This window comes from Streptomyces sp. RerS4, from assembly GCF_023515955.1.
GTDB lineage: Bacteria > Actinomycetota > Actinomycetes > Streptomycetales > Streptomycetaceae > Streptomyces.
Window position 1 is genome coordinate 1,996,559 of record NZ_CP097322.1, and the last position, 22,046, is coordinate 2,018,604.

Genomic DNA, 22,046 nt, shown 5'->3' on the forward strand with positions numbered 1-22,046 from the left:
CGGTGCGGGTCCGAGCCCCGTTCGCCTGCCCGGGGCGCCGGGGCCGGGCCGGTGGGGCCGGGGTGGGCCGGTGGGGCCGGGCCGGGCCGGTGGGGCCGGTGGGGCCGGGGTGGGCCGGTGGGGCCGGGGTGGGCCGGTGGGGCCGGGGTGGTCGGGGTGGTCGGGGTGGTCGGGGTGGTCGGGGTGGTCGGGTTAGGGGATTCGGGGGGTGCGGACGTGGAGGACTCGGGAGAGGTCGTCGAGTTGGTCGACCAGTTTGCGGCGCAGGAGGGGGATGAGGTTCGGGTCTTCGAGGCAGGTGTGGCCGGCTCGGAGGTTGGTGTCGTCGATGGCGTGGGCGGGGAAGGCGTAGCGGCCGGCGGCTTCGGCGATGGCGGGGCCGCGGCGGGCCCCGAGGGCGACGGCTTCGGGGTAGTAGCGGGGTACGTAGTCCCGTACGAGTTCGGTCTGTTCGGGCTGCCAGAAGCCTTGGGCGGTGGCGCTGAAGAGGTAGTTGGACAGGGTGTCGTCGTGGAAGAGGCGCTGCCAGGCGGCGGCCTTGGCCTCGGGGGTGGGCAGGGCGGCGCGGCAGCGGGCGGCGCCTTCCTGGCCGGTGGCGCTGGGGTCGGCGGCGAGGGCGGTGTCGATGGCGCTCTCGTCGACGGCGCCGAGTACGGCGAGTCGGGCGAGGATGCGCCAGCGCAGTTCGGGGTCGAGGGTGGGGCCGCCCGGGACGGTGTCGTCGGCGAGCCAGGCGGTGAGGGTGTCGGGCTGGTTGGCGCTGTCGATGAGGGAGCGTACGGCGGCGAGGCGCAGTCCCGGTTCGGTGCCGTCCTCGGTGCGGCGCAGGAGGGCGCGGCCGATGTCCGTGAGGGTGGTGAGGGCGCTGGTGCGGTCGGCTGGGGTGAGGTAGCGGTCGGCGATCTGGGTGCGGGCGAAGCCGAGGACGCCTTGGACGATGGCGAGGTCGGGTTCGTCGGGCAGGTGCGCCGCGGCAGTGGCGAGGTAGGCGCCGGGTTCGAGTTCGCCGTCGCGGACCATGTCGCGCAGGGAGCCCCAGACGACGGCGCGGGTGAGGGCGTCGGGGATGCGGGAGAGGTCGCTCAGGGCGGTGTCGAGGGAGGTGGCGTCGAGGCGGATCTTGGCGTAGCTCAGGTCGCCGTCGTTGAGGACGAGGAGGGCGGGGCGGGCGCCGCTCGCGGAGAGGATCTCGTCGGTGGGGACGTCGAGGTCGAGGAGTTCGGTGCGTTCGAGGCGGCCGTCGGGCGTGCGTTCGTAGGCGCCGGCGGCGATGCGGTGGGGGCGGTGGCCGTCGCGGTCGACGGTGAGGGTCCAGCCGCCGTGGGCGTCCTGGACGCGGGGGGTGAGGGTGTCGATGCCGGTGGTGCGCAGCCAGGTGTCGGCCCAGGCGTGGACGTCGCGGTCGGTGTGGGCGGCGAGGGAGTCCACGAAGTCGGCGAGGGTGGCGTTGGCGAACTTGTGGCGGGTGAAGTGGGTGTTGATGCCGGCGAGGAATTCCTTTTCGCCGAGCCAGGTGACGAGTTGGCGCAGGGCGGAGGCGCCCTTGGCGTAGGAGATGCCGTCGAAGTTGAGGAGGGCGGAGGCGGTGTCGGGGACGTCTTCGGGGGCGGGGGCGACGGGGTGGGTGGAGGGGCGCTGGTCGGCGTCGTAGCCCCAGGGCTTGCGGACCATGCCGAATTCGGTCCAGGTGCCCGTGAAGCGGGTGGCTTCGGTGAGGGTCTGGTAGCCCATGTATTCGGCGAAGGACTCGTTGAGCCAGATGTCGTCGAACCAGGCGAGGGTGACGAGGTCGCCGAACCACATGTGGGCCATTTCGTGGGCGATGACCATGGCGCGGCTTTGGCGTTCGGTGTCGGTGACGGCGGAGCGGAAGACGAATTCGTCGCGGAAGGTGACGAGCCCGGGGTTTTCCATGGCGCCGGCGTTGAATTCGGGGACGAAGGCCTGGTCGTAGGAGTCGAAGGGGTAGGGCTCGGCGAACTTCTCGTGGTAGCGGTCGAAGCAGGCGGTGGTGACGGAGAGGATCTCGTCGGCGTCGGCGTCGAGGTGGGGGGCGAGGGAGCGGCGGCAGTGGATGCCGAAGGGGAGACCCGCGTGTTCGGTGGTGACGCTGTGCCAGGGGCCTGCGGCGATGGCGGCGAGGTAGGTGGAGATGACGGGGGTGGGGGCGGAGGTCCAGATGCCGGCCCCGTCGTGGTCGCGGTCGCCGGTGCGGGTGGTGATGCCGTTGGCGAGGACGGTCCAGTGGGCGGGGGCGGTGACGGTGAACGCGAAGACGGCCTTCAGGTCGGGCTGGTCGAAGGCGGGCAGGACGCGTTGGACGTCGTCCATGAACATCTGGGTGTAGACGTACGTCTCCCCGTCGGCGGGGTCGGTGAAGCGGTGCAGGCCCTCGCCGGTGCGGGAGTAGCGCATGCGGGCCTCGACGCGCAGCTCGTGGGGGCCTTCGGTGAGGCCGGTGAGGGGGAGGCGGTTGTCGGCGAGGGTGGCGGGGTCGAGGGGGGTGCCGTCGAGGGTGGCGGTGAGCAGTTGTTCCGGCTTGAGCTCGACGAAGGTGTCCGCTGTGGTGCGGGCGGTGAAGCGGATGCGGGTGGTGGAGTGGAAGGTTTCGTCGCCGGTGGTGAGGTCGAGGGCGACGTCGTAGTGGTGGACGTCGAGGAGGCGGGCTCGGGCTTGCGCTTCGGTGCGCGTCAGTGCGGACATGGGCCCATGCTGCCCGACGCGGGAGCGGGGGCCCCAGCCCCTATTGGTCTTCGCCGGCGGCGATGGTCTCGTGGTGGCGGATGACCTCGGCGATGATGAAGTTGAGGAGTTTTTCGGCGAACGCCGGGTCGAGCTTGGCGCTTTCGGCGAGTTGGCGCAGGCGGGCGATCTGGCTGGCCTCGCGGGTGGGGTCGGCCGCGGGGAGCTGGTGGTTGGCCTTGAGGTGGCCGACCTGCTGGGTGCATTTGAAGCGCTCGGCGAGCATGTAGACCACGGCGGCGTCGATGTTGTCGATGCTGTCGCGCAGGCGGGACAGTTCGGCGGTGACGGTCTCGTCGATCCGGTCGGTGTCGCTGTTGTTCATGGTTCCCGAGCTTACGTGGCGGTCGGGTGGGCCCGGCGGGTCGGCCGGTCCGTGAGACGGGGCGGGCCGCGGACACCCCCACGGGTCACAGCGGCAGGGTGGCGGTGACGAGCCGGCCGCGCCGTACGGGGCCTCCCGCTACGCGTCCCCGCGCGGCGGGGCTCCGTACCGGCCCGGCGTTCGGCCGGCCGGGGGGGACGGACGGGGGGGCGCCTCGTCCGTCCGGCCGGTTGGCGGCCGGACGGACGGACGGACGAAGGACAGCGGGGTGCGGGTGGCTCCCCGGTGGCTGTTACATGCCGGCGGCCGCGTTGCGGATGTCGTTGGCGAAGGTCGAGACCTCGGTGTAGACGCCGGGGTATCCGGCGCGGGCGCAGCCCTCGCCCCAGCTGACGATGCCGACCTGGATCCAGGCGTTGTTGTTGTCACGGCGGAACATGGGGCCGCCGGAGTCGCCCTGGCAGGTGTCGACGCCGCCCTGGTTGTAGCCGGCGCAGATCTCCTCGCCGGGGACGAGGGAGCTGCCGTAGGCCTGCTGGCAGGCGGCGTCGGAGACGAAGGGGACGGTGGCCTTCATCAGGTAGCGCTGCTGGCTGCCGCCCTCGCGGGTGGCGCCCCAGCCGGCGACGGTGAAGGTGCCGTTGTCGTAGGCCTTGGTGTCGGCGATCTTGAGCGTGGGGAGGTTGATGGGCTGGGCGAGTTTGATCAGTGCCCAGTCCTTGCCGGTGCCGTTGTAGCCGGGGGCCTGGAGGACCTTGGTGGACTTGACCTTGATGGCGCTGGAGCTGCGCAGGTCTACGACTCCGGCGGTGGCGGTGATGGAGGTGTCGTTGCCGGATCCGTTCACGCAGTGGGCGGCGGTGAGGACGATCTGCGGGGTGTAGAGGGAACCGCCGCAGCCCATCGAGAGGCGGACCATGAAGGGGAATTCGCCCTGGGCGGCGCGGGTGCCGCCGACGACGGGGGCCGGGGAGGCGGTGGCTGAGCTCGGCTGGAGGCTGACGGCGGCGAGGGCGACCGCTCCGGCGGCGAGGGTGCGCTTCATGAAGCGGGCAAGGGTGGTCACGGTCAACACACTGCCTTTCGTGGGGGGTTGGGCTGTGCGCGCGTCATCGGGTGAATGACGAGTCCATGACACATCGGCCACGCGGCGGACAACAAGAACGTGTTTTCGGACAACTTGCCCGACCCCGAGTTCGGGCGGCGCCATTCACCATCCGGCCACGAAAAGTTTCCTACCGGCCAGTAGACATACGTTCGACGGTCCCCGAGTCTGATCGCGTACATGCCAACGGTGAGACCGAGGAGCGTCCCCCACATGCGCAGCACCCGCCGCACCCGCACGACCCGTACCGCCGTCGTCTCCGTGGCCCTCGCGGCCGCCACCCTGACCCTGCTGCCCGCCGGCGCGGCCTCGGCGGCCCCCGTCGTCCCCGCCCCCGTGGCCTCGGCCGGTACCGCCTCCGCGCCCGGCGGCAACGCCAAGATCCTCGGCATCGACTACGCCACCTGGCAGGGCGACGTGGCCACCGCCGTCGACGCGGCCCGCCCCGCCATCGAGCAGCGGATCGCCGGCGCCCGGCCCGGCGAGAAGCAGGCGATCGTCCTCGACATCGACAACACCTCGCTGGAGACGGACTTCCACTGGTTCTGGACCCAGCCGACCCCCGCGATCGCCAAGGTCCGCGACCTGACCCGGTACGCGAACGACCGGGGCGTGGCGATCTTCTTCGTCACCGCCCGTCCCGGCATCATCTACTCGCTCACCGAGTGGAACCTGAAGGCCGTCGGCTATCCGGTGTCCGGCCTCTACGTCCGTGACCTGCCCGACCTGTTCGGCGAGGTCAGCGCGTACAAGACGGGCAAGCGCGCCGAGATCGAGGCCCGCGGGTACTCGATCATCGCCAACATCGGCAACAAGGAGAGCGACCTCGTCGGCGGCCACGCCGAGCGCACCGTCAAGCTGCCGGACTACGGCGGCAAGCTGTCCTGATCCGGGCGGCCGGTCGGTTTCGACCGGTGGATGTGGCGGGTAGTCATATCCCATCGCACGAGTGAGGCTCCGGGCCCGACCCCTCGCCAGGGGGCCGGGCCCGGAGCCTTTGTCGCGCCGGGCGGTCGCCCGCCGGCGTCAGCCCCTGGGCGTGGGGCAGGTCTGCCAGGCCAGGTGGTAGAGGGTGTTCACACTGGCGTCCGTGGAGTCCATGGCCATGAAGCTGGTGGCCGTCAGCGGGTTGGAGGTGCCCGCGTTCACGCGCAGTTCGGTGTTGATGTTGAAGTTGCGCTTCTCCCCGCAGGGCGCCCAGACGAGGTCGGCGTACTCGGTCTTGTCGGTCGCCTGCCAGTTGTCGTCGAACGGCCCGTTGAACTGGTGGGTGCGCTGGGAGGTCTGCGGCATCCCCTGGAAGTAGTAGCTCGCGCGTTCCTGACCCCAGGCCCCGGGCTGCAGGAACGCGAAGCCGCGGTAGTCGGCCTGCACGATGGCGTACGTGAAGCCGTTGGGCACGTGGACGCGCAGGTTGAGCTGGCAGTTCTTGCGGAACGCCGTGGGCGGCGCGCCGGGGCCGACCTGCGCGAGGTACTCGCTGTAGGTGACGGTGAAGGCGGTGTTGTCGGGCGCGACGGCGACCTCGGCGCTGCCCTCGCGGCAGCCGGAGCCGTTGACGGTGGCGAGTTCGATCACGATCTTGTCGGGCGGCGCCGTGATGGGCCCGCCGCGCCCGGGTCCGGCGCCCGCGCCGGTGGCTCCGGCCGGCGAGGTGGCGGCGATCAGGGCGGCGACGGCGCCGCCGACGAGGAGGGTGCGGGACAGGGAATGAGACGTCATGGTCACTCCTGGCCGTGAGTCGGGCTTCGGTGAGCGCGCGCCGCGTCAGGAGGCGGCGGGACATCGCTTCCACTCGAAGTGGTAGACGGTGCTGACGCTGCCGTCCGTCGAGTCCATGCTCATGAAGCTGAGGTCCTGCGGGTTCGAGCTGCCGGTGTAGACGCGCAGTTCGGTGTTGACGTTGAGGTTGCGGTCCTCGCCGCAGGGCGCCCAGACGAGGTCGGTGTACGCCGTCCAGTCGCTCGCCTGCCAGCTGTCGGAGCGCGGCCCGTTGAACTGGTGGGTGCTGCGGGCGGTCTGGGCGTCGCCCTGGAAGTAGTAGTTCGCCCGCTCCTGGCCGTAGGCCCCGCGCTGGAGGTGGGCGAAGCCGCGGTAGTCGGCCCGCGCGATGGCGTAGGTGAACCCCTGGGGGACGTGGACGCGCAGGGCGAGCTGGCAGTTCTTGCGGAACTCCGTGCCGCCCGAGCCGGCTCCGGCCTGGGCGAGGTAGTTGCTGTACGTGACGGTGAACGCGGTGTTGTCGGGAGCGGCGGCGACTTCGGCCGTGCCCTGGGGGCAGCCCGAGCCGTTCACCCCGACCACGTCGACGGTGACGACGCCGGGCGGTGTGGTGGCGTCGCCGGCCCGGGCGGGAGCCGCCACGGCCGTCAGGGCGACGGCCGCGGCCGCGACGGTGAGTCTGCGAAGGCGCATGTCCTTTTTCTCCATCCGGGAGGAGACAGGTGCGGGCATGGACGCGGGGGGAATGGGTGGGCGGAACGGGCTCGGCGGAATGAGCGTGGACATGTCACCACGCTCGCTCCGGGCCCGGTAGGACGGGATACGGACATCCGGGCCGCGCCCGGATGCCCTGGCCGGATCCCGCGCGACGGTGGACGCGCGTCGAACGGCACCCATCAGCCCGCTCCCCCGCACCGCCACCGCGGCGGGTTCACGCGGGCGAAGCGGAGGATGTCCGGAAGCCCGCACACCGGGCGCACGTCAGCCCGGTACCACCCGGTTTCACCGTTTCGGGTGGTATGACACACCCCGGAGCCGGGGAGGGTGACCCCGACCGGACCCGCCCGCCGCAACCAGGAATCCCCGATCCCCCCATGCGCCTCCGTACGCGAGTCACCGCGCTGCTCCTCGCGGCCTCGTCGGCCCTGACCTGCTGCCTCCTGACCGGCTGCGACGCCCCGCGCCCCTCCCGTGCGGCCACCCCGCCGGCCGACCGGGCCGGCGCCGCCGACCGGGCCGACGACGTCATCAAGGCCGCCACGCGCCACCTCACCGACGCCTGCCTCACCCGCCAGGGCCTCACCCCGCCCCGCCCCGGGCAGAGCCCGCCCCCGGCCGACGAGCGGCAACGACGCGTCAGCGACGCCCTCTTCGGCGCGGGCCCCACGGAACTGTCCCTCTCCCTGCCCACCGGCCACGTCGTACGCGCCCACACCGACGGCTGTCTGGCCGCCGCCCAGCAGCGCCTGTACGGCGACCAGGCCCGCTGGTTCCGCACCTCCGTCGTCGTCAACAACCTCGAACCCGAGGCCGCGCACACCCACCGCGACCTCGCGGAGGTCCGCGCCCGCCACCGCGCCGAGATCGCCGACTGGCAACGCCTGCGCGCGCACGCCCTCTCCGAAGCCACCGCCCTGCTCGACCGACACCACCACCCGCACGACCCGATGGGAGCACCACCCGCATGAAGCGACTGACCACCGCTCTGGCCGCCGCACTCTTCTGCGCCGGCACCGTCCTGGCGACCTCGGCCGCCGCCGAGGCCGCCGACTGCCGCAGCGGCTACTTCTGCGTCTGGACGGACGCGAACTTCGACGGCCTCAAGATCGAGCACAGCGGGGACGACCGTTGGTGGGAGGGCGACATGTCCAACTACGACTCCTCGTGGGCCAACCACGGCGTCTCCGGCGCCGGCGTCCCCGACCACGTCAAGGTGTACGACGGCCGGGAGCTGATCGGGGCCGTCACCATCTGCCTGGCCCCCGGACAGGAGGTCGGCTACAACGCAGGCGCCAACGACCGCGGCAGCTCCCACACCTGGTCGGTCCGCTGCTGACGAGCGACACCCCCTACTTCGCCCCGTAGACCGGCTGCGGCGGTCGGGACTCCGCGAGGAGCTTGACCGCCGCCTCCCCCGCCTCGGCCGGGGTCCAGCGACCGCCCCGGTCGACGGTCGGGCCCGGCTGCCAGCCCTCCATCACCGTGATCCGGCCCCCCTCCGCCTCGAAGACCCGGCCGCTGACCCCGGCCGAGGCGTCGGAGCCCAGCCACACCACCAGCGGGGACACGTTCTCCGGAGCCATCGCGTCGAAGGCCCCCGCGACCGGGGCCGCCATCGACTCGGCGAACGTCTCCTCGGTCATCCGCGTCCGGGCCGCCGGCGCGACGGCGTTGACCTGGACCCCGTAGCGGCCCATCTCGGCGGCCGCGACCAACGTCAGCCCGAGGATGCCGGCCTTGGCCGCGCTGTAGTTGCCCTGGCCGACGGAACCCAACAGTCCGGCGCCCGACGAGGTGTTCACCACCCGCGCCGCCGGCTGCCGGCCGGCCTTCGCCTCGGCCCGCCACCAGGCCGCCGCGTACTTCAGCGGCAGGAAGTGGCCCTTGAGGTGGACCCGCATGACCGCGTCCCAGTCGTCCTCGTCCAGGTTGACCAGCATCCGGTCGCGCAGGAACCCGGCGTTGTTGACGAGGGTGTCCAGCCGGCCGAACGAGGAGAGCGCGTGGTCGATCAGCGAGGCCGCGCCCCGCGCCGTAGCGATGTCCCCGCCGTGCGCCACGGCCTGCCCGCCCGCCGCCCGGATCTCCTCGACCACCAGCGCGGCCGGACTCCCGGGCCCCGGCTGCCCGTCCAGCCCCACCCCGAGGTCGTTGACGACGACCCGCGCGCCCTGCGCCGCGAACGCCAGGGCGTGCGCCCGGCCCAGACCCCGCCCGGCGCCCGTCACGATGACGACCCGCCCCTCGGCGATGCCCGCGCCCGAAGCACCCGTACCCGTACCCGCCGAGCCGGCGCCCGTACCCGTACCCGCTGCGTTTCCCATCTCAGGCCTCCTTGTTGACCGTTGCCGCGTCCAAAAACGCCGGGCGCTCCCCGCCCCCGTGCACCAGCAGGCTCGCGCCGCTCACGTACGCCGCCCGGTCGGAGGCCAGGAACACCGCTGCCTCGCCCACGTCCGAGGGTTCGGCCAGCCGCCCCAGCGGGACGGTCGCCCCGACCGCCGCGACCCCGGCCGCGTCGCCGTAGTGCAGGTGCGCCAGCTCGGTGCGCACCATGCCCAGGACCAGCGAGTTGACCCGTACCTCGGGCGCCCACTCCACCGCCATGGACCGGGCGAGGTTCTCCAGCCCGGCCTTCGCGGCCCCGTAGGCGGCGGTGCCGGGCGAGGGGCGGCTGCCGCTGACGCTCCCGATCATCACGACCGAGCCGCACGCCGCCCGCAGGAGGGGGTAGGCGGCGAGCGCGGCCGTCATCGGCGCGACCAGGTTCAGTTCGAGCACCCGCGCGTGCCGAGCGGCGTCCCCTTCCCCCAGCAGCCGGTACGGGGTCCCGCCCGCGTTGTTCACCAGGCAGTCGAGCCGCCCGTACCGCTCGGCGACCTCCGCGAAGAACGCGCCGACCGCGCCCGGGTCGCGGAGGTCGACGGCGATGAAGGCGGCCTCCCGGCCGGCCGCGGCCACCGGTTCGTCGGGCGGGCGTCGGGCGCAGACGACCACCCGGGCGCCGGCCGTGAGGAACGAGCGGGCGATGCCGGCGCCCACGCCGCGGGTTCCGCCCGTGACGACGACAACCCTCCCCTTGAGCTCCATCGGCTGCTACCTTCCTCACCTAACAAATGTTTGGTGGAAAGGTAGCTGATCCGCTCATGGGTGTCTCCACCTCCGCCCCGGACAAGGGCGTCGCACGCGTCACCGTCGACTTCCCACCCGTCAACGCGCTTCCCGTGGCGGGCTGGTACGCGCTGGCCGACGCCCTGCGCGCCGCCGGCCGCGACCCCGAGGTCCGTTGCGTGGTGCTGGCCGCCGAGGGGCGCGGCTTCAACGCCGGGGTGGACATCAAGGAGATGCAGCGCGACGTGGGCCACACGGCCCTCATCGGCGCCAACCGCGGCTGCTACGAGGCCTTCGCCGCCGTCTACGAGTGCGAGGTTCCGGTCGTCGCCGCCGTGAACGGCTTCTGCCTGGGCGGCGGCATCGGCCTGGTCGGCAACGCCGACGCGATCGTCGCCTCCGACGACGCCGTCTTCGGCCTGCCGGAGCTGGACCGCGGCGCGCTCGGCGCCGCCACCCACCTGGCCCGGCTGGTCCCGCAGCACCTGATGCGCGCCCTCTACTACACCTCGCGCACGGCCACCGCCGCCGAACTGCACGCGCACGGCTCCGTCTGGAAGGTGGTCCCGCGTGCGGAGCTGGAGGACGCCGCGCTGGAGCTCGCGGCGGAGATCGCGCGGAAGGACGGCTACCTGATCCGGCTGGCCAAGGCCGCCATCAACGGGATCGACCCCGTCGACGTCCGCCGCAGCTACCGCTTCGAGCAGGGCTTCACCTTCGAGGCCAACCTCAGCGGGGTCGCCGACCGGGTCCGCGACACCTTCGGGAAGGAGCAGGGCGCGTGAGCGACAAGACGATGACCCCAGACGAGGTGGTCGGCCGGCTGCGCAGCGGCATGACCCTCGGCATCGGCGGCTGGGGCTCCCGGCGCAAGCCGATGGCCCTGGTCAGAGCGCTGCTCCGGTCCGAGATCACCGACCTGACGGTGATCGCGTACGGCGGCCCCGACGTCGGGCTGCTGGCCGCCGCCGGTCGGATCCGCCGGCTCGTCGCCCCCTTCGCCACCCTCGACTCGATCCCCCTGGAACCGCACTTCCGGGCCGCCCGCGAGAGCGGCTCCCTCACCCTCACCGAGTACGACGAGGCCATGTTCATGTGGGGTCTGCACGCCGCCGCGAACCGGCTGCCGTTCCTGCCCGTCCGGGCGGGGCTCGGCTCCGACGTGATGCGGGTCAACCCGGAGCTGCGTACCGTCACCTCCCCCTATGCCGACGGCGAGGAGTTCGTCGCCGTCCCCGCCCTGCGCATGGACGCCGCCCTGGTCCACCTCAACCGGGCCGACCGTCTGGGCAACGGCCAGTACCTGGGCCCGGACCCGTACTTCGACGACCTGTTCTGCGAGGCCGCCGACACCGCGTACATCTCCTGCGAGCAGATCGTGGAGAGCGCCGAGCTCGCCAAGGCCGGCCCCCCGCAGTCCCTCCTCGTCAGCCGGCACTCGGTCACCGGCGTCGTGGAGACCCCGAACGGCGCGCACTTCACCTCCTGCGCGCCCGACTACGACCGCGACGAGGCCTTCCAGAAGCTCTACGCGACCACCCCCTGGCCGGAGTTCGCCGCCCGCTTCCTGTCCGGCGGCAGCGAGCACGCCTACCAGTCCGCCGTCCGGACCTGGCACGAGGAGCAGCAGCAGTGAGCACAGCGACCGCCACGACCCGCGCCGAGTACTGCGTCATCGCCTGCGCCGAGGCGTGGCGCGACAACGGCGAGGTCCTCGCCAGTCCGATGGGCCTGATCCCGTCCTTCGGGGCCCGCCTCGCCAAGCGGACGTTCTCCCCCGACCTGCTGCTCACCGACGGCGAGGCCCTGTTGGTCGGCCTCGACGGCACGGTGGAGGGGTGGCTTCCGTACCGGCGGCACCTGACGATGGTGACCGGCGGGCGGCGGCACGTGATGATGGGCGCCAGTCAGATCGACCGGTACGGCAACCAGAACATCTCCTGCGTCGGCGACTGGGAGCGGCCCGACCGCCAGCTCCTGGGGGTGCGCGGGGCGCCCGTCAACACGCTGAACAATCCGGTGAGTTACTGGATCCCGAAGCATTCGCGGCGGGTGTTCGTGGAACGCGTCGACATGGTCAGCGGTGTGGGACACGACCGGGCCGAGGCGGCCGGGGTGACGCGGTTCCACCGCCTGCCGCGCGTGGTCAGCGACCTCGGGGTCTTCGACTTCGGCGGGCCGGGGCGCACGATGCGGCTGGTCTCGCTGCACCCGGGGGTCACCGTCGACCGGGTCCGGGAGGCGACCGGCTTCGCGCTCGCCCTCCCCGACGAGGTGCCGTTCACCCGCGAGCCCTCCGCGCACGAGCTGCGGCTGATCCGCGAGGTGATCGACCCGCGGGGGCTGCGCGAGCGCGAAGTGCGGAGCTGAAGGGGCGTGGGAACCGTGGGACCTATGGGACCGGTGGGACTGGTGGAACCCGTGGGATCGGTGGGGCCGGTGCTGGAGACGGAGTTCACGAAGCTGATCGGGGTCCGCCACCCGATCGTGCAGACGGGCATGGGCTGGGTGGCCGGCCCCCGCCTGGTGTCGGCCGCCGCGAACGCGGGGGCGCTGGGCATCCTCGCCTCGGCGACGATGACCGTCGACGAGCTGCGCGCGGCGGTGCGCGAGGTGCGTTCCCGTGCGGACGCCCCGTTCGGGGTGAACCTGCGCGCGGACGCCGGCGACGCGGCCGAGCGCGTGCGGTTGATCATCGAGGAGGGCGTACGGGTCGCCTCGTTCGCCTTGGCTCCGTCACGCGAGCTGATCGCCCGCCTGAAGGACGCGGGCGTCGTCGTGATCCCGTCCATCGGCGCCCGCCGGCACGCGGAGAAGGTCGCGGCCTGGGGGGCCGACGCGGTGATCGTGCAGGGCGGCGAGGGCGGCGGGCACACGGGGGACGTGGCGACGAGCGTGCTGCTGCCGCAGGTGGTCGACGCCGTCGACATCCCGGTCGTCGCCGCGGGCGGCTTCCACGACGGTCGGGGCCTGGTCGCGGCCCTCGCGTACGGGGCCGCCGGCATCGCCATGGGCACCCGCTTCCTGCTCACGTCCGACTCCACCGTCCCCGACGCCGTGAAGGCCGAGTACCTGAAGGCAGGCGTCAGGGACGTCACCGTCACCACGGCCGTCGACGGTCTGCCGCACCGGATGCTGCGCACCGAACTGGTCGACGCGCTGGAGCGGTCGGGCCGCGCCCGCGCGCTGGCGCGCGCCGTGCGGCACGCGGCGGGCTTCCGGAAGCTGTCGGGGCTGTCGTGGTCCCGGATGGTGCGCGACGGCCTCGCGATGAAACACGGCAAGGACCTGTCCTGGAGCCAGGTCCTGCTCGCCGCGAACACCCCGATGCTCCTGAAGGCGTCCATGGTCGAGGGCCGTACGGACCTCGGCGTCATGGCATCGGGCCAGGTCGCGGGGGTGATCGAGGATCTGCCGTCCTGTGCGGAACTCGTCGCCCGCGTCATGGCCGAGGCGCACACCGTGCTGAACCGTCTGCCCGCCCCGCACCCGTCGGACGACCGGCACCCGCTCGACACCCTGCCACCCCCAGGGTGATCCCCCTTCTCCGTCACAGGAGTCGCCCCTATGAGCCGTGCCCGAACCCGCCTGGCGATCGCGGCGGCCGCCGTCGCGCTCTTCGCCGGGACCCTGCCCGCCGCCGGCGCCCACGCGGCCCCGGCGCCCGCCGGTACCGCTGCCCGACCGCTCGCGGAAACGATCCGTCAGATCCCCCTCCAGGGCGCCGTCAACGTCCGCGACCTCGGCGGCTACCGCACCTACACCGGCGGTCAGGTCCGACAGGGCCTGGTCTACCGCTCGGACGCACTCGGCAAGTTGACCGCGGCGGACATCACCACCGTCTCCGGTCTCGGCCTGAGGAAGGTCGTGGACTTCCGCATCCCGATGGAGGTCCAGTACGACGGCGCCGACCGGCTGCCGCAGGGACTCACCCCCACGTCCCGCCCGATCAGCGATCTCGGCCTGTACGCCACCCTCGTCGGCGCGATCACCGCCGGCGACCCCGTCAAGCAGGAGCAGATGCTCGGCGGCGGCCGCGCCGAGGCCTACATGCGGGACATCTACCGCAGCTTCGTGACCAACCCCGAGAACCGGGCGCAGTTCGCGACCACCCTGCGGGAGATCGCGGACGGCGGTCAGGGCCCGCTGCTGTACCACTGCACGTCCGGCAAGGACCGTACCGGCTGGATGAGTTACGTCCTGCTGCGGGCGCTGGCCGTCCCGCAGGCGTACGCCGAGAGCGACTACCTCGCCTCCAACACCTACCGGGCGGCCTACGACGCCCGGGTGCGGGCGGGCCTCAAGCAGTCGGGCCGGATGCAGAACCCCGACCTGCTGATCCCGCTCCAGGAGGTGCGCCAGGACTACCTGGACGCCGCGACGGAGCGACTGGAGGCCGACTACGGCGGTTTCTACGGCTACCTGACGACCGGTCTCGGCCTGGACCTGCGGACGCTGGCGAAGCTCCAGGACAAGCTGGTCCGCTGACGGCCGGATCCGGTGTGCCGGACCCGTGCCGGACCCGTGAACGGCGAAAGCCGGGCGGCGCGTGACGCGCCGCCCGGCTTCCCGTATGCCCTGAGGTGGATCAGACCGCCCGGCGGCGGCCCTGCCCGCCGGTACCGACCCGGCTGCGCGCGGAGGCCGCGGCGGCGCCGCCCCCGGCGGAACCGGAACCGCCACCCGTACGCCGTCCCTGGCCGCCGGCGCCGCCGGCGGAGCCGCCCTGACCGCCCTGGCCACGACGGGCCTGGCCGCCCTGAGAGCCGCCCGTACCCTGCCCGGAGCCGCCACCGGCGGAACCGGAACGACGGGCGCGACCGCCGCCGGCCGGGGCCGAGCCCGTGGCGGAGCCGGTACGGGGGCCACCGGAGCGGCGGCGCGCGGAACCGGAACCCGAGCCGGAGCGCGGCTTCGGCGCGGTGGCCTGCGGCACCTCCATCACGACGGGGACGCCCGAGGGCTCCTTGGCGCCGGTCAGCCGGGCCAGTTCCTCGTCGGAGGACTTGATCTGCGCGGTGCGCGGGGTGATCCCGGCGTCCGACATCAGGCGGGTCATGTCCCGCTTCTGGTCGGGCAGCACGAGGGTGACCACGCTGCCGGACTCGCCGGCGCGGGCGGTACGGCCGCCGCGGTGCAGGTAGTCCTTGTGGTCGGTCGGCGGGTCGATGTTGACGACCAGGTCGAGGTCGTCGATGTGGATGCCGCGCGCGGCCACGTTGGTGGCGATCAGCGCGGTGACCTCGCCGGTCTTGAACCAGTCCAGGGTCCGGTTGCGCTGCGGCTGCGAGCGGCCGCCGTGCAGGCCGGAGGCCCGTACGCCGTCGGCGAGGAGCTTCTTGACCAGGCGGTCGACCCCGCGCTTGGTGTCCACGAACATGATCACCCGGCCGTCGCGGGCCGCTATGCGCGTGGCCACGGCCTTCTTGTCGGTCTCGTCCATGACGTACAGGACGTGGTGCTCCATCGTGCTGACCGCGCCGGCGGACGGGTCGACGGAGAAGGCGACCGGGTCGGTGAGGAACATCTTGACGAGCCGGTCGATGTTCTTGTCCAGCGTCGCCGAGAACAGCATGGTCTGACCCTCGGGCTCGACCTGCTTGAGCAGCGCGGTGACCTGCGGCATGAAGCCCATGTCGGTCATCTGGTCGGCTTCGTCGAGGACCGTGACGGCGACCTGGGAGAGGTCGGCCTCGCCGCGGTCGATGAGGTCCTTGAGGCGGCCGGGGGTGGCGACGAGCACCTCGGCGCCGCGGCGCAGGGCGCCCGCCTGCCGGTTGATCGACATGCCGCCGACGACGGTCGCGATGCGCAGGTTGACGGCCGTGGCGTACGGGGCCAGGGCGTCGGTCACCTGCTGCGCGAGTTCCCGGGTCGGTACGAGGACCAGCGCGAGCGGGGCCTTGGACTGGGCGCGGCGGCCGGCGGTGCGGGCCAGCAGGGCCAGGCCGAAGGCCAGCGTCTTGCCGGAGCCGGTGCGGCCGCGGCCGAGGAGGTCACGGCCGGCGAGGGAGTTCGGCAGCGTGGCCGCCTGGATGGGGAACGGCTCGGTCACGCCCTGGGCGGCGAGGGTCTTCAGCAGCGCCTCGGGCATGTCCATGTCCTCGAACGCGGCCACCGGCGGGAGGGCCGGGGTCAGCGGTTCGGGCATGGTGAACTCTTGGGGCCTGGCAACGGGCGCGGACTTCTGCCGTCCCGCGCCAGCCTTCGGACGTCCCTGGGCCGCACCTCGGCCCCGGGTGGGGCGGCGGCTGGGTCGTGCGGAGCTGGAGCTGGTCATGCGGAAAAAGCCCTCCTGAAACCGGCAGGTGCGAACAACGGTCGAACGGAACAACGGTCGAGACAGCAGACAAGCCGGGGCCCGCACCTCACGGTGCGGACCCCGGCATGCTGAAGAACTTAGGCGGGGAGGATGTTCTCCGCCTGGGGGCCCTTCTGGCCCTGGGTGACATCGAAGGTCACGCGCTGACCCTCGGTCAGCTCACGGAAGCCCTGGGTGGCGATGTTCGAGTAGTGGGCGAAGACGTCCGGGCCGCCACCGTCCTGCTCGATGAAGCCGAAGCCCTTTTCCGAGTTGAACCACTTCACGGTACCGTTAGCCATTTTGAATCTCCTGAATAGGCGGCAAGGGCCCCATCCGGAGATTCCGGTAAAAACAATTAAAGCGCCTGTCGGAGCATTCCCGTCAGGCGCACATAAAGTTCATGGGTACCACAACTGCAACGCCCCTAAGCTAGCACACCTCCGGCGCGGTCGGTTGATCTATCTGCTTCACTGCGGGGATGACAGCGATCAGAGAGCCCTGGGGGCTCAGTGTGCTCGGCGCGGGCAGTGTGACCGCCGAACCCCGTTTCGCCGAGATAGACCTGGCGGTGGACCTCGTCGCCGCGACGCCCAAGGAGGCCTTCGCCCAGGCGGGCGCGGCGGTGGCGGGCCTGCGCGGCGCCCTGCGCGAGCACGGCGTGCCCGACGCCGACGTCTCCGGCTCCCGGCTGCGGCTGACCTCGGAGTACAGCGGGTACGGCGCGGACCGGACCTTCCGGGGGTACGGGTGTGAGGCGAAGTACACGGTACGGACGTCCGCGCTCGACCGGCTGGATCTGCTGATCGACGACGTGGTCACGGCGGGCGCCAACCGGGTCGACGACGTGCGCTTCGAGGTGGAGGACAAGCCGGCGATGCGCGACGAGGCGCGGCGCCGGGCGGTCGAGGCCGCCCGGCGCAAGGCCTCGGTCTACGCCGAGGCCTGCGGGGTGCGGCTCGGCGCGGTGATCCACATCGAGGATGTGGACCCGGAGGACCTGCGCGGCCACGGCCACGGCCGGCGCACGGGCGGGGACCCGGAGTCCGACGGGGCCTTCGCCCCGGGATCGGTCCGGGTCGAGGCCGCCGTGATGCTGGGGTTCGCGCTGGTGCCGTAGCCGTCCGTGCCGTCCGGCCGTAGCGCGGGGGCGGGGGCGCGGGGCGGGGTCAGAGGCGTTCGATGATCGTCACGTTGGCCTGGCCGCCGCCCTCGCACATGGTCTGGAGGCCGTAGCGCCCGCCCGTACGTTCCAGTTCGTGCAGGAGCGTGGTCATCAGCTTGACGCCTGTGGCGCCGAGGGGGTGGCCGAGCGCGATGGCGCCGCCGTTGACGTTGACCCGGTCGGGGTCCGCGCCGGTCTCCTTCAGCCAGGCCAGCACCACGGGGGCGAAGGCCTCGTTGATCTCGACCAGGTCGATGGCGGACAGCGCGAGGCCCGTCTTCTTCAGCGCGTGGGCGGTCGCGGGGATCGGCGCGGACAGCATCCGGATCGGGTCCTCGCCGCGCACCGACAGGTGGTGGATCCGGGCGCGCGGGGTCAGGCCGTGTTCCTCGACGGCCCGCTCGGAGGCGATCAGCATCGCCGCGGCCCCGTCCGAGACCTGCGAGGAGACGGCCGCCGTGATCGTGCCGCCCGCGACGACCGGCTTCAGGCCCGCCATCTTCTCCAGGGTGGTGTCCCGGCGCGGCCCCTCGTCGACCCGGACGTCCCCGTACGCGACGATCTCGCGCCCGAAACGGCCCTCGTCGATGGCGCGTACGGCCCGCCGGTGGGAGCGGAGCGCGAACTCCTCCATGTCGCGGCGGGAGATGCCCCATTTCTCGGCGATGAGCTGCGCGCCGTGGAACTGGTTGACGGGCGCGTCACCGTACCGGGCGCGCCAGCCGGCGGATCCGGCGTAGGGGCCCTCGGTGAGGCCGAGGGGTTCGGCGGCCTGTCGGGAGGCGAAGGCGATCGGGATCATGGACATGTTCTGGGTGCCGCCCGCGACGACCAGGTCCTGGGTGCCGGAGAGGACGCCCTGGGCGGCGAAGTGCACGGCCTGCTGGGAGGAGCCGCACTGGCGGTCCACGGTGACGCCGGGGACCTCCTCGGGCAGCCCCGCCGCCAGCCAGGCGGTCCGCGCGATGTCCCCGGCCTGCGGCCCGACGGTGTCGAGGCAGCCGAAGACCACGTCCTCGACGGCGGCCGGGTCGATCCCGGTCCGCTCGACCAGTGCCTTCAGTACGTGCGCGCCCAGGTCGGCGGGGTGGACGGCGGACAGGCCGCCGCCGCGCCGCCCCACGGGGGTGCGTACCGCGTCGACTATGTAGGCCTCGGGCATGGCGACTCCTTGACGATTCAGGGGCGTACGGCGATCCCGTCCAGGACCATCGACAGGTACTGGCGGGCGATCTCCTCGGGGCTGTGCTGTCCGCCGGGCCGGTACCAGGACGCCGCGACCCACACCGTGTCGCGGACGAAGCGGTAGGTGAGCCGGATGTCGAGGTCGGCGCGGAAGACGCGGGCGGCGACCCCCCGTTCCAGGGTGCCCAGCCAGGCCTTCTCGAACTTCTGCTGCGAGTCGGAGAGGTAGTGGAAGCGGGGCTGGCCGGAGAGGGTGCGCGCCTCCTTCTGGTAGATGGCGACGGCGGCGCGGTGCCGGTCGATCTCCCGGAAGGACTCGGTGACGAGGGCCTCGATGGTCTCCCGGGGGCCGAGGCCGGCGGCGAGGACGGTGTCGTAGCCGGCCCACAGCTCGTTCAGGAAGGCCGAGAGGATCTCGTCGAGCATCGATTCCTTGGAATCGAAGTGGTAGTAGAGGCTGCCGGCGAGCATGCCGGCGGCGTCGGCGATCTTGCGGACGGTGGTGGCGTTGTAGCCCTGGGCGGCGAAGACCTCGGCGGCGGTGTCGAGGAGTTCCCGTCGGCGCTCGGGGGACGCGGTCACCTGCGACTTCTTGTTCGTTGGCACGGCCCCATTCTGTGCCTACGCATGTTCTGTGCCTACGCGTGCTGGCTGCTGACCGAGACGGTTTCGCCGGTCATGTAGGACGAGTAGCCGGAGGCCAGGAAGACGATCACGTTGGCGATCTCCCAGGGTTCGGCGTGGCGGCCGAAGGCCTCACGGGCGGTGAGTTCGGTGAGGAGTTCCTCGCTGGTGACCTTCACCAGGTGCGGGTGCATGGCCAGGCTGGGGGCGACCGCGTTGACGCGTACGCCGAACTCGGCGGCCTCCAGCGCCGCGCAGCGGGTCAGGGCCATCACCCCGGCCTTGGCGGCGGCGTAGTGGGCCTGGCCGGTCTGGGCCCGCCAGCCGACGACGGAGGCGTTGTTGACGAGGACCCCGCCGGTGCCGGAGGCCTTCAGGGAGCGGAGCGCGGCGCGGGTGCAGCGGAAGGTTCCGTTGAGGGTGACGTCGAGGACGCGGCCCCATTGCTCGTCGGTCATGTCGACGAGGGCGGCGGTGCCGCCGAGCCCGGCGTTGTTGACGACGACGTCGAGGCGACCGTGGAGTTCCTCGGCGCGGGCGAAGAGGGCCCGGACCTGGTCCTCGTCGGTGACGTCGCAGGGCAGGGAGGCGACCTTGTCGGCGCCGAAGGCGTCGGCGAGCGCGGCTTCGGTCTCCTTCAGGCGGCGCGCGTGGGCGTCACCGATCAGGATCCGGGCGCCCTCCTCCAGGAAGCGGCGGGCGGTGGCGCCGCCGATGCCGGCGCCTGCGGCGGCGGTGATGACGGCGGTGCGGTCGCGCAGCAGGCCGTGGCCGGCCACGGGGCGGGGCTCGTTCATGCGCACTCCTCGACGCTGCTCATGGCCGTACGTTAACCTACCAAACACTTGTTAGGGAAGCTGTCAGGGAAGCGTCGCAGAGGAGCCGGACCGCCCATGGACCTCACGCACTCGCCGCAGGTCGAGGCCTTCCGGGCCGAGGCCCGCGACTGGCTCGACACCCATGTCCCGACCGTCCCCCTGCCCTCCCTGGAGACCCGGGAGGGCTTCGCGGCGCACCGGGAATGGGAGGCACGGCTGTACGCCGACCGCTGGTCGGTGGTCTCGTGGCCCGAGGAGTTCGGGGGCCGGGGCGCGGACCTCGAACGGTGGCTCGTCTTCGAGGAGGAGTACTGGGCGGCGGGCGCGCCCGGCCGGGTCTCCCAGAACGGCATCAACCTGCTCGCCCCGACCCTGTTCGACCACGCGACGGCCGAGCAACGGGCGCGGATCCTGCCGCCCATGGCGAGCGGCGAGGTGATCTGGGCGCAGGCCTGGTCCGAGCCGGAGGCGGGCTCCGACCTGGCCTCGCTGCGCTCCCGGGCGGTGCGGACGGCGGGCGGCTGGCTGCTGTCCGGGCAGAAGACCTGGTCGTCGCGGGCCGCGTTCGCCGACCGGGCCTTCGGGATCTTCCGCACCGACCCCGACGCGCCGAAACCCCACCAGGGGCTCACGTACCTGATGTTCGACCTGCGGGCCCCCGGGGTGACGGTGCGGCCCATCGGCCGACTGGACGGCAAGCCCGCCTTCGCGGAGCTGTTCCTCGACCGGGTCTTCGTCCCCGACGAGGACGTCATCGGGGAGCCCGGCCAGGGCTGGCGCATCGCGATGTCGACCACCGGCAACGAGCGGGGCCTGACCCTGCGCGCCCCGGGCCGTTTCCTGGCGGCGGCGGACCGGCTCGCGGCGCTGTGGCGGGAACGGGGGGACCCGGCCGACACGGCGCTGGCCGGGCGGGTCGCGGACGCGCTGGTCGGGGCGCGCGCGTACGAGCTGTTCACGTGGGCCAACGCCGCCCGCTTCGCGGCGGGGACGGGCATCGGCGCCGAGTCCAGCCTGAACAAGGTGTTCTGGTCGCAGTACGACATCGCCCTGCACGAGACGGCGCTGGACCTGCTGGGCGCCGACGCCGAGCTGGCGGCCGGCGAGTGGGCCGAGCCGTGGGTGTTCTCCCTGGCCGGGCCGATCTACGCCGGGACGAACGAGATCCAGCGCGACATCATCGCCGAGCGCCTGCTCGGCCTCCCGAAGGGCCGCCGCTGATGCGCTTCCTGCCGACCGCCGAACAGACGGAGTTCGCCCGTACGCTGCGCTCCCTGCTGGCCGCCGCCGAGGTCCCGGCGACGGTACGGGCCTGGGCGGACGGGGACCACGGGCCCGGCCGCGCCCTGTGGGCCCGGCTCGCGGAGACGGGGCTGTGGGGGCTGGCGGCGCCGGACGAGGGGGCGTACCCGGTGGAGGCGGCCCTCGGCTTCGTGGAGCTGGGGCGGGCGGGGGTGGCGGGGCCGGTGGTGGAGACGGCGGCGGCGTGCGTCCTGCTGGCGGAGGTCGGGGACGCGACGTTGGCGAAGCGGTACCTGGCCGCGCTGGCGGGGGGCGGGGCGTCGGCGACGCTGACCCTGCCGGGCGGGTCCCCGTACGCCCTGGACGCGGACGCGGCGACGTACCGCTTCGCGGTGTCGGCCGAGGGTGAACTGCGCCTGGTGGAGGGGGCGGGTGAGGGGCTGGCCTCCCTGGACCCGGCGCGACGGCTGTCGGTGCTCCCGGCGGGCGGGGAACTCCTCGCGGCGGGGCCTGAGGTGACGGCTGCGGCGGAGACGGCCCTGCGGTGGGCGCGGCTGCTGACGGCGGCGCAGTGCCTGGGCGTGGGCGAGGCGCTGCTCGCGCGGACGGTGGAGTACGCGAAGCAGCGCACCCAGTTCGGCACCCCGATCGGCGGCTTCCAGGCGGTCAAGCACCGCCTGGCGGACACCCTGCTGGCCCTGGAGTTCGCCCGCCCCCTGCTGTGGGCGGCGGCCCTGTCGCTGCGCCCGACCGAGGTCGCGGCGTCGAAGCTCACCGCCGGCGAGGCGGCGTACGGGGCCGCCCTGACGGCCCTCCAACTCCACGGCGCGATCGGCTACACGGAGGAACTGGACCTGTCGGTGTGGCTCCGCAAGGCCCGCCCCCTGCGCAACGCCTGGGGCACGCCGGCCGCGTGCCGAAGGGCGGTGCTGGGGTGAGCCGCCGGGGGGCGGGGTCGGGAGTCCGCCGGGGGTGACCGACCCCGC

Annotated in this window: 23 protein-coding genes; 11 read left to right on the plus strand and 12 right to left on the minus strand. The window is 72.8% G+C overall.

Translation table 11 applies throughout. The features are described from left to right. Window positions 1-192: 192 nt before the first annotated feature. From pepN to M4D82_RS09155, 3 genes are all read right to left on the minus strand, one after another. The gene (pepN, locus tag M4D82_RS09145; protein WP_249765556.1) at window positions 193-2,703 is read right to left on the minus strand and encodes an aminopeptidase N; all 2,511 of its coding nucleotides are present in this window, start codon (window positions 2,701-2,703) and stop codon (window positions 193-195) included. Between the two features lie 40 nt (window positions 2,704-2,743). Beyond that, window positions 2,744-3,067, minus strand: a complete 324-nt coding sequence (locus M4D82_RS09150) for a chorismate mutase (protein WP_249765557.1) — start codon at window positions 3,065-3,067, stop codon at window positions 2,744-2,746. Between the two features lie 292 nt (window positions 3,068-3,359). After that, window positions 3,360-4,112, minus strand: coding sequence for a S1 family peptidase (locus M4D82_RS09155; protein WP_249771625.1), 753 nt, complete (start codon window positions 4,110-4,112; stop codon window positions 3,360-3,362). Window positions 4,113-4,385: 273 nt separating this feature from the next. Between M4D82_RS09155 and M4D82_RS09160 the strand changes: the two genes are divergently transcribed. Then, window positions 4,386-5,060, plus strand: coding sequence for an HAD family acid phosphatase (locus M4D82_RS09160; RefSeq protein ID WP_249765558.1), 675 nt, complete (start codon window positions 4,386-4,388; stop codon window positions 5,058-5,060). A 138-nt stretch (window positions 5,061-5,198) separates the two neighbouring features. Here the strand turns inward: M4D82_RS09160 and M4D82_RS09165 are convergent, their stop codons facing one another. Both M4D82_RS09165 and M4D82_RS09170 read right to left on the minus strand, forming a co-directional pair. Then, complete coding sequence (locus tag M4D82_RS09165; RefSeq protein WP_249771627.1) at window positions 5,199-5,879, minus strand: DUF4360 domain-containing protein; 681 nt, start codon at window positions 5,877-5,879, stop codon at window positions 5,199-5,201. A 60-nt stretch (window positions 5,880-5,939) separates the two neighbouring features. Then, window positions 5,940-6,587, minus strand: a complete 648-nt coding sequence (locus M4D82_RS09170) for a DUF4360 domain-containing protein (RefSeq protein WP_249765559.1) — start codon at window positions 6,585-6,587, stop codon at window positions 5,940-5,942. Between the two features lie 401 nt (window positions 6,588-6,988). Between M4D82_RS09170 and M4D82_RS09175 the strand changes: the two genes are divergently transcribed. Next, complete coding sequence (locus M4D82_RS09175; RefSeq protein ID WP_249765560.1) at window positions 6,989-7,582, plus strand: hypothetical protein; 594 nt, start codon at window positions 6,989-6,991, stop codon at window positions 7,580-7,582. Beyond that, window positions 7,579-7,950: a peptidase inhibitor family I36 protein gene (locus tag M4D82_RS09180; RefSeq protein ID WP_249765561.1), complete on the plus strand. Its 372-nt coding sequence runs from the start codon at window positions 7,579-7,581 to the stop codon at window positions 7,948-7,950. The genes M4D82_RS09175 and M4D82_RS09180 overlap by 4 nt, the downstream gene beginning before the upstream one ends. 13 nt (window positions 7,951-7,963) lie before the next feature. Here M4D82_RS09180 and M4D82_RS09185 read toward each other — a convergent pair whose 3' ends face one another. Together M4D82_RS09185 and M4D82_RS09190 are read right to left on the minus strand one after the other, a co-directional pair. Then, window positions 7,964-8,938, minus strand: coding sequence for an SDR family oxidoreductase (locus tag M4D82_RS09185; protein WP_249765562.1), 975 nt, complete (start codon window positions 8,936-8,938; stop codon window positions 7,964-7,966). Between the two features lies 1 nt (window position 8,939). Then, window positions 8,940-9,704, minus strand: coding sequence for an SDR family oxidoreductase (locus M4D82_RS09190; RefSeq protein WP_249765563.1), 765 nt, complete (start codon window positions 9,702-9,704; stop codon window positions 8,940-8,942). Between the two features lie 56 nt (window positions 9,705-9,760). Between M4D82_RS09190 and M4D82_RS09195 the strand changes: the two genes are divergently transcribed. From M4D82_RS09195 to M4D82_RS09215, 5 genes are read left to right on the plus strand one after another with little or no spacing between them, the layout of a single operon-like run. Then, a complete protein-coding gene (locus M4D82_RS09195; protein WP_249765564.1) occupies window positions 9,761-10,510 on the plus strand; it encodes an enoyl-CoA hydratase family protein in 750 nt (249 codons plus the stop codon). Continuing rightward, window positions 10,507-11,361, plus strand: coding sequence for a CoA transferase subunit A (locus tag M4D82_RS09200; protein WP_249765565.1), 855 nt, complete (start codon window positions 10,507-10,509; stop codon window positions 11,359-11,361). Before M4D82_RS09195 ends, M4D82_RS09200 begins: the two co-directional genes overlap by 4 nt. Beyond that, window positions 11,358-12,095: a CoA-transferase subunit beta gene (locus M4D82_RS09205; protein ID WP_249765566.1), complete on the plus strand. Its 738-nt coding sequence runs from the start codon at window positions 11,358-11,360 to the stop codon at window positions 12,093-12,095. The genes M4D82_RS09200 and M4D82_RS09205 overlap by 4 nt, the downstream gene beginning before the upstream one ends. 24 nt (window positions 12,096-12,119) lie before the next feature. Further along, window positions 12,120-13,262 (plus strand): NAD(P)H-dependent flavin oxidoreductase, encoded by a 1,143-nt coding sequence (locus tag M4D82_RS09210; protein ID WP_502988893.1) that lies wholly within the window; start codon window positions 12,120-12,122, stop codon window positions 13,260-13,262. 30 nt (window positions 13,263-13,292) lie between these two features. Continuing rightward, entirely contained in the window at window positions 13,293-14,213 is a 921-nt protein-coding gene (locus M4D82_RS09215; protein WP_249765567.1) for a tyrosine-protein phosphatase, read from the plus strand. Between the two features lie 100 nt (window positions 14,214-14,313). On the opposite strand, the gene M4D82_RS09220 is transcribed toward M4D82_RS09215, so the two are convergent. Then, on the minus strand, window positions 14,314-16,005 hold the full coding sequence (locus tag M4D82_RS09220; protein WP_249765568.1) for a DEAD/DEAH box helicase: 1,692 nt from the start codon (window positions 16,003-16,005) through the stop codon (window positions 14,314-14,316). Between the two features lie 119 nt (window positions 16,006-16,124). After that, window positions 16,125-16,328, minus strand: a complete 204-nt coding sequence (locus M4D82_RS09225; RefSeq protein ID WP_007263537.1) for a cold-shock protein — start codon at window positions 16,326-16,328, stop codon at window positions 16,125-16,127. 179 nt (window positions 16,329-16,507) lie between these two features. On the opposite strand from M4D82_RS09225, the gene M4D82_RS09230 reads away from it, so the two are divergent. Beyond that, on the plus strand, window positions 16,508-17,146 hold the full coding sequence (locus M4D82_RS09230; RefSeq protein ID WP_249765569.1) for an SIMPL domain-containing protein: 639 nt from the start codon (window positions 16,508-16,510) through the stop codon (window positions 17,144-17,146). Window positions 17,147-17,195: 49 nt separating this feature from the next. Here the strand turns inward: M4D82_RS09230 and M4D82_RS09235 are convergent, their stop codons facing one another. Genes M4D82_RS09235 through M4D82_RS09245 form a run of 3 tightly spaced genes read right to left on the minus strand, consistent with a single transcriptional unit; the run spans window position 17,196 to window position 19,797 of the window. Next, window positions 17,196-18,353 carry an acetyl-CoA C-acetyltransferase gene (locus tag M4D82_RS09235; protein ID WP_249765570.1) on the minus strand — a complete coding sequence of 386 codons (1,158 nt, stop codon included), beginning with the start codon at window positions 18,351-18,353 and terminating at the stop codon, window positions 17,196-17,198. A 17-nt stretch (window positions 18,354-18,370) separates the two neighbouring features. After that, window positions 18,371-18,982 carry a TetR/AcrR family transcriptional regulator gene (locus M4D82_RS09240; protein ID WP_249765571.1) on the minus strand — a complete coding sequence of 204 codons (612 nt, stop codon included), beginning with the start codon at window positions 18,980-18,982 and terminating at the stop codon, window positions 18,371-18,373. 32 nt (window positions 18,983-19,014) lie between these two features. After that, complete coding sequence (locus M4D82_RS09245) at window positions 19,015-19,797, minus strand: SDR family oxidoreductase (RefSeq protein ID WP_249765572.1); 783 nt, start codon at window positions 19,795-19,797, stop codon at window positions 19,015-19,017. A gap of 96 nt (window positions 19,798-19,893) precedes the next feature. Here M4D82_RS09245 and M4D82_RS09250 point away from each other — a divergent pair, with 96 nt between their 5' ends. Together M4D82_RS09250 and M4D82_RS09255 are read left to right on the plus strand one after the other, a co-directional pair. Continuing rightward, window positions 19,894-21,039: an acyl-CoA dehydrogenase family protein gene (locus tag M4D82_RS09250; protein WP_249765573.1), complete on the plus strand. Its 1,146-nt coding sequence runs from the start codon at window positions 19,894-19,896 to the stop codon at window positions 21,037-21,039. After that, window positions 21,039-21,998, plus strand: a complete 960-nt coding sequence (locus M4D82_RS09255; protein ID WP_249765574.1) for an acyl-CoA dehydrogenase family protein — start codon at window positions 21,039-21,041, stop codon at window positions 21,996-21,998. The genes M4D82_RS09250 and M4D82_RS09255 overlap by 1 nt, the downstream gene beginning before the upstream one ends. The last annotated feature ends 48 nt before the right edge of the window (window positions 21,999-22,046 follow it).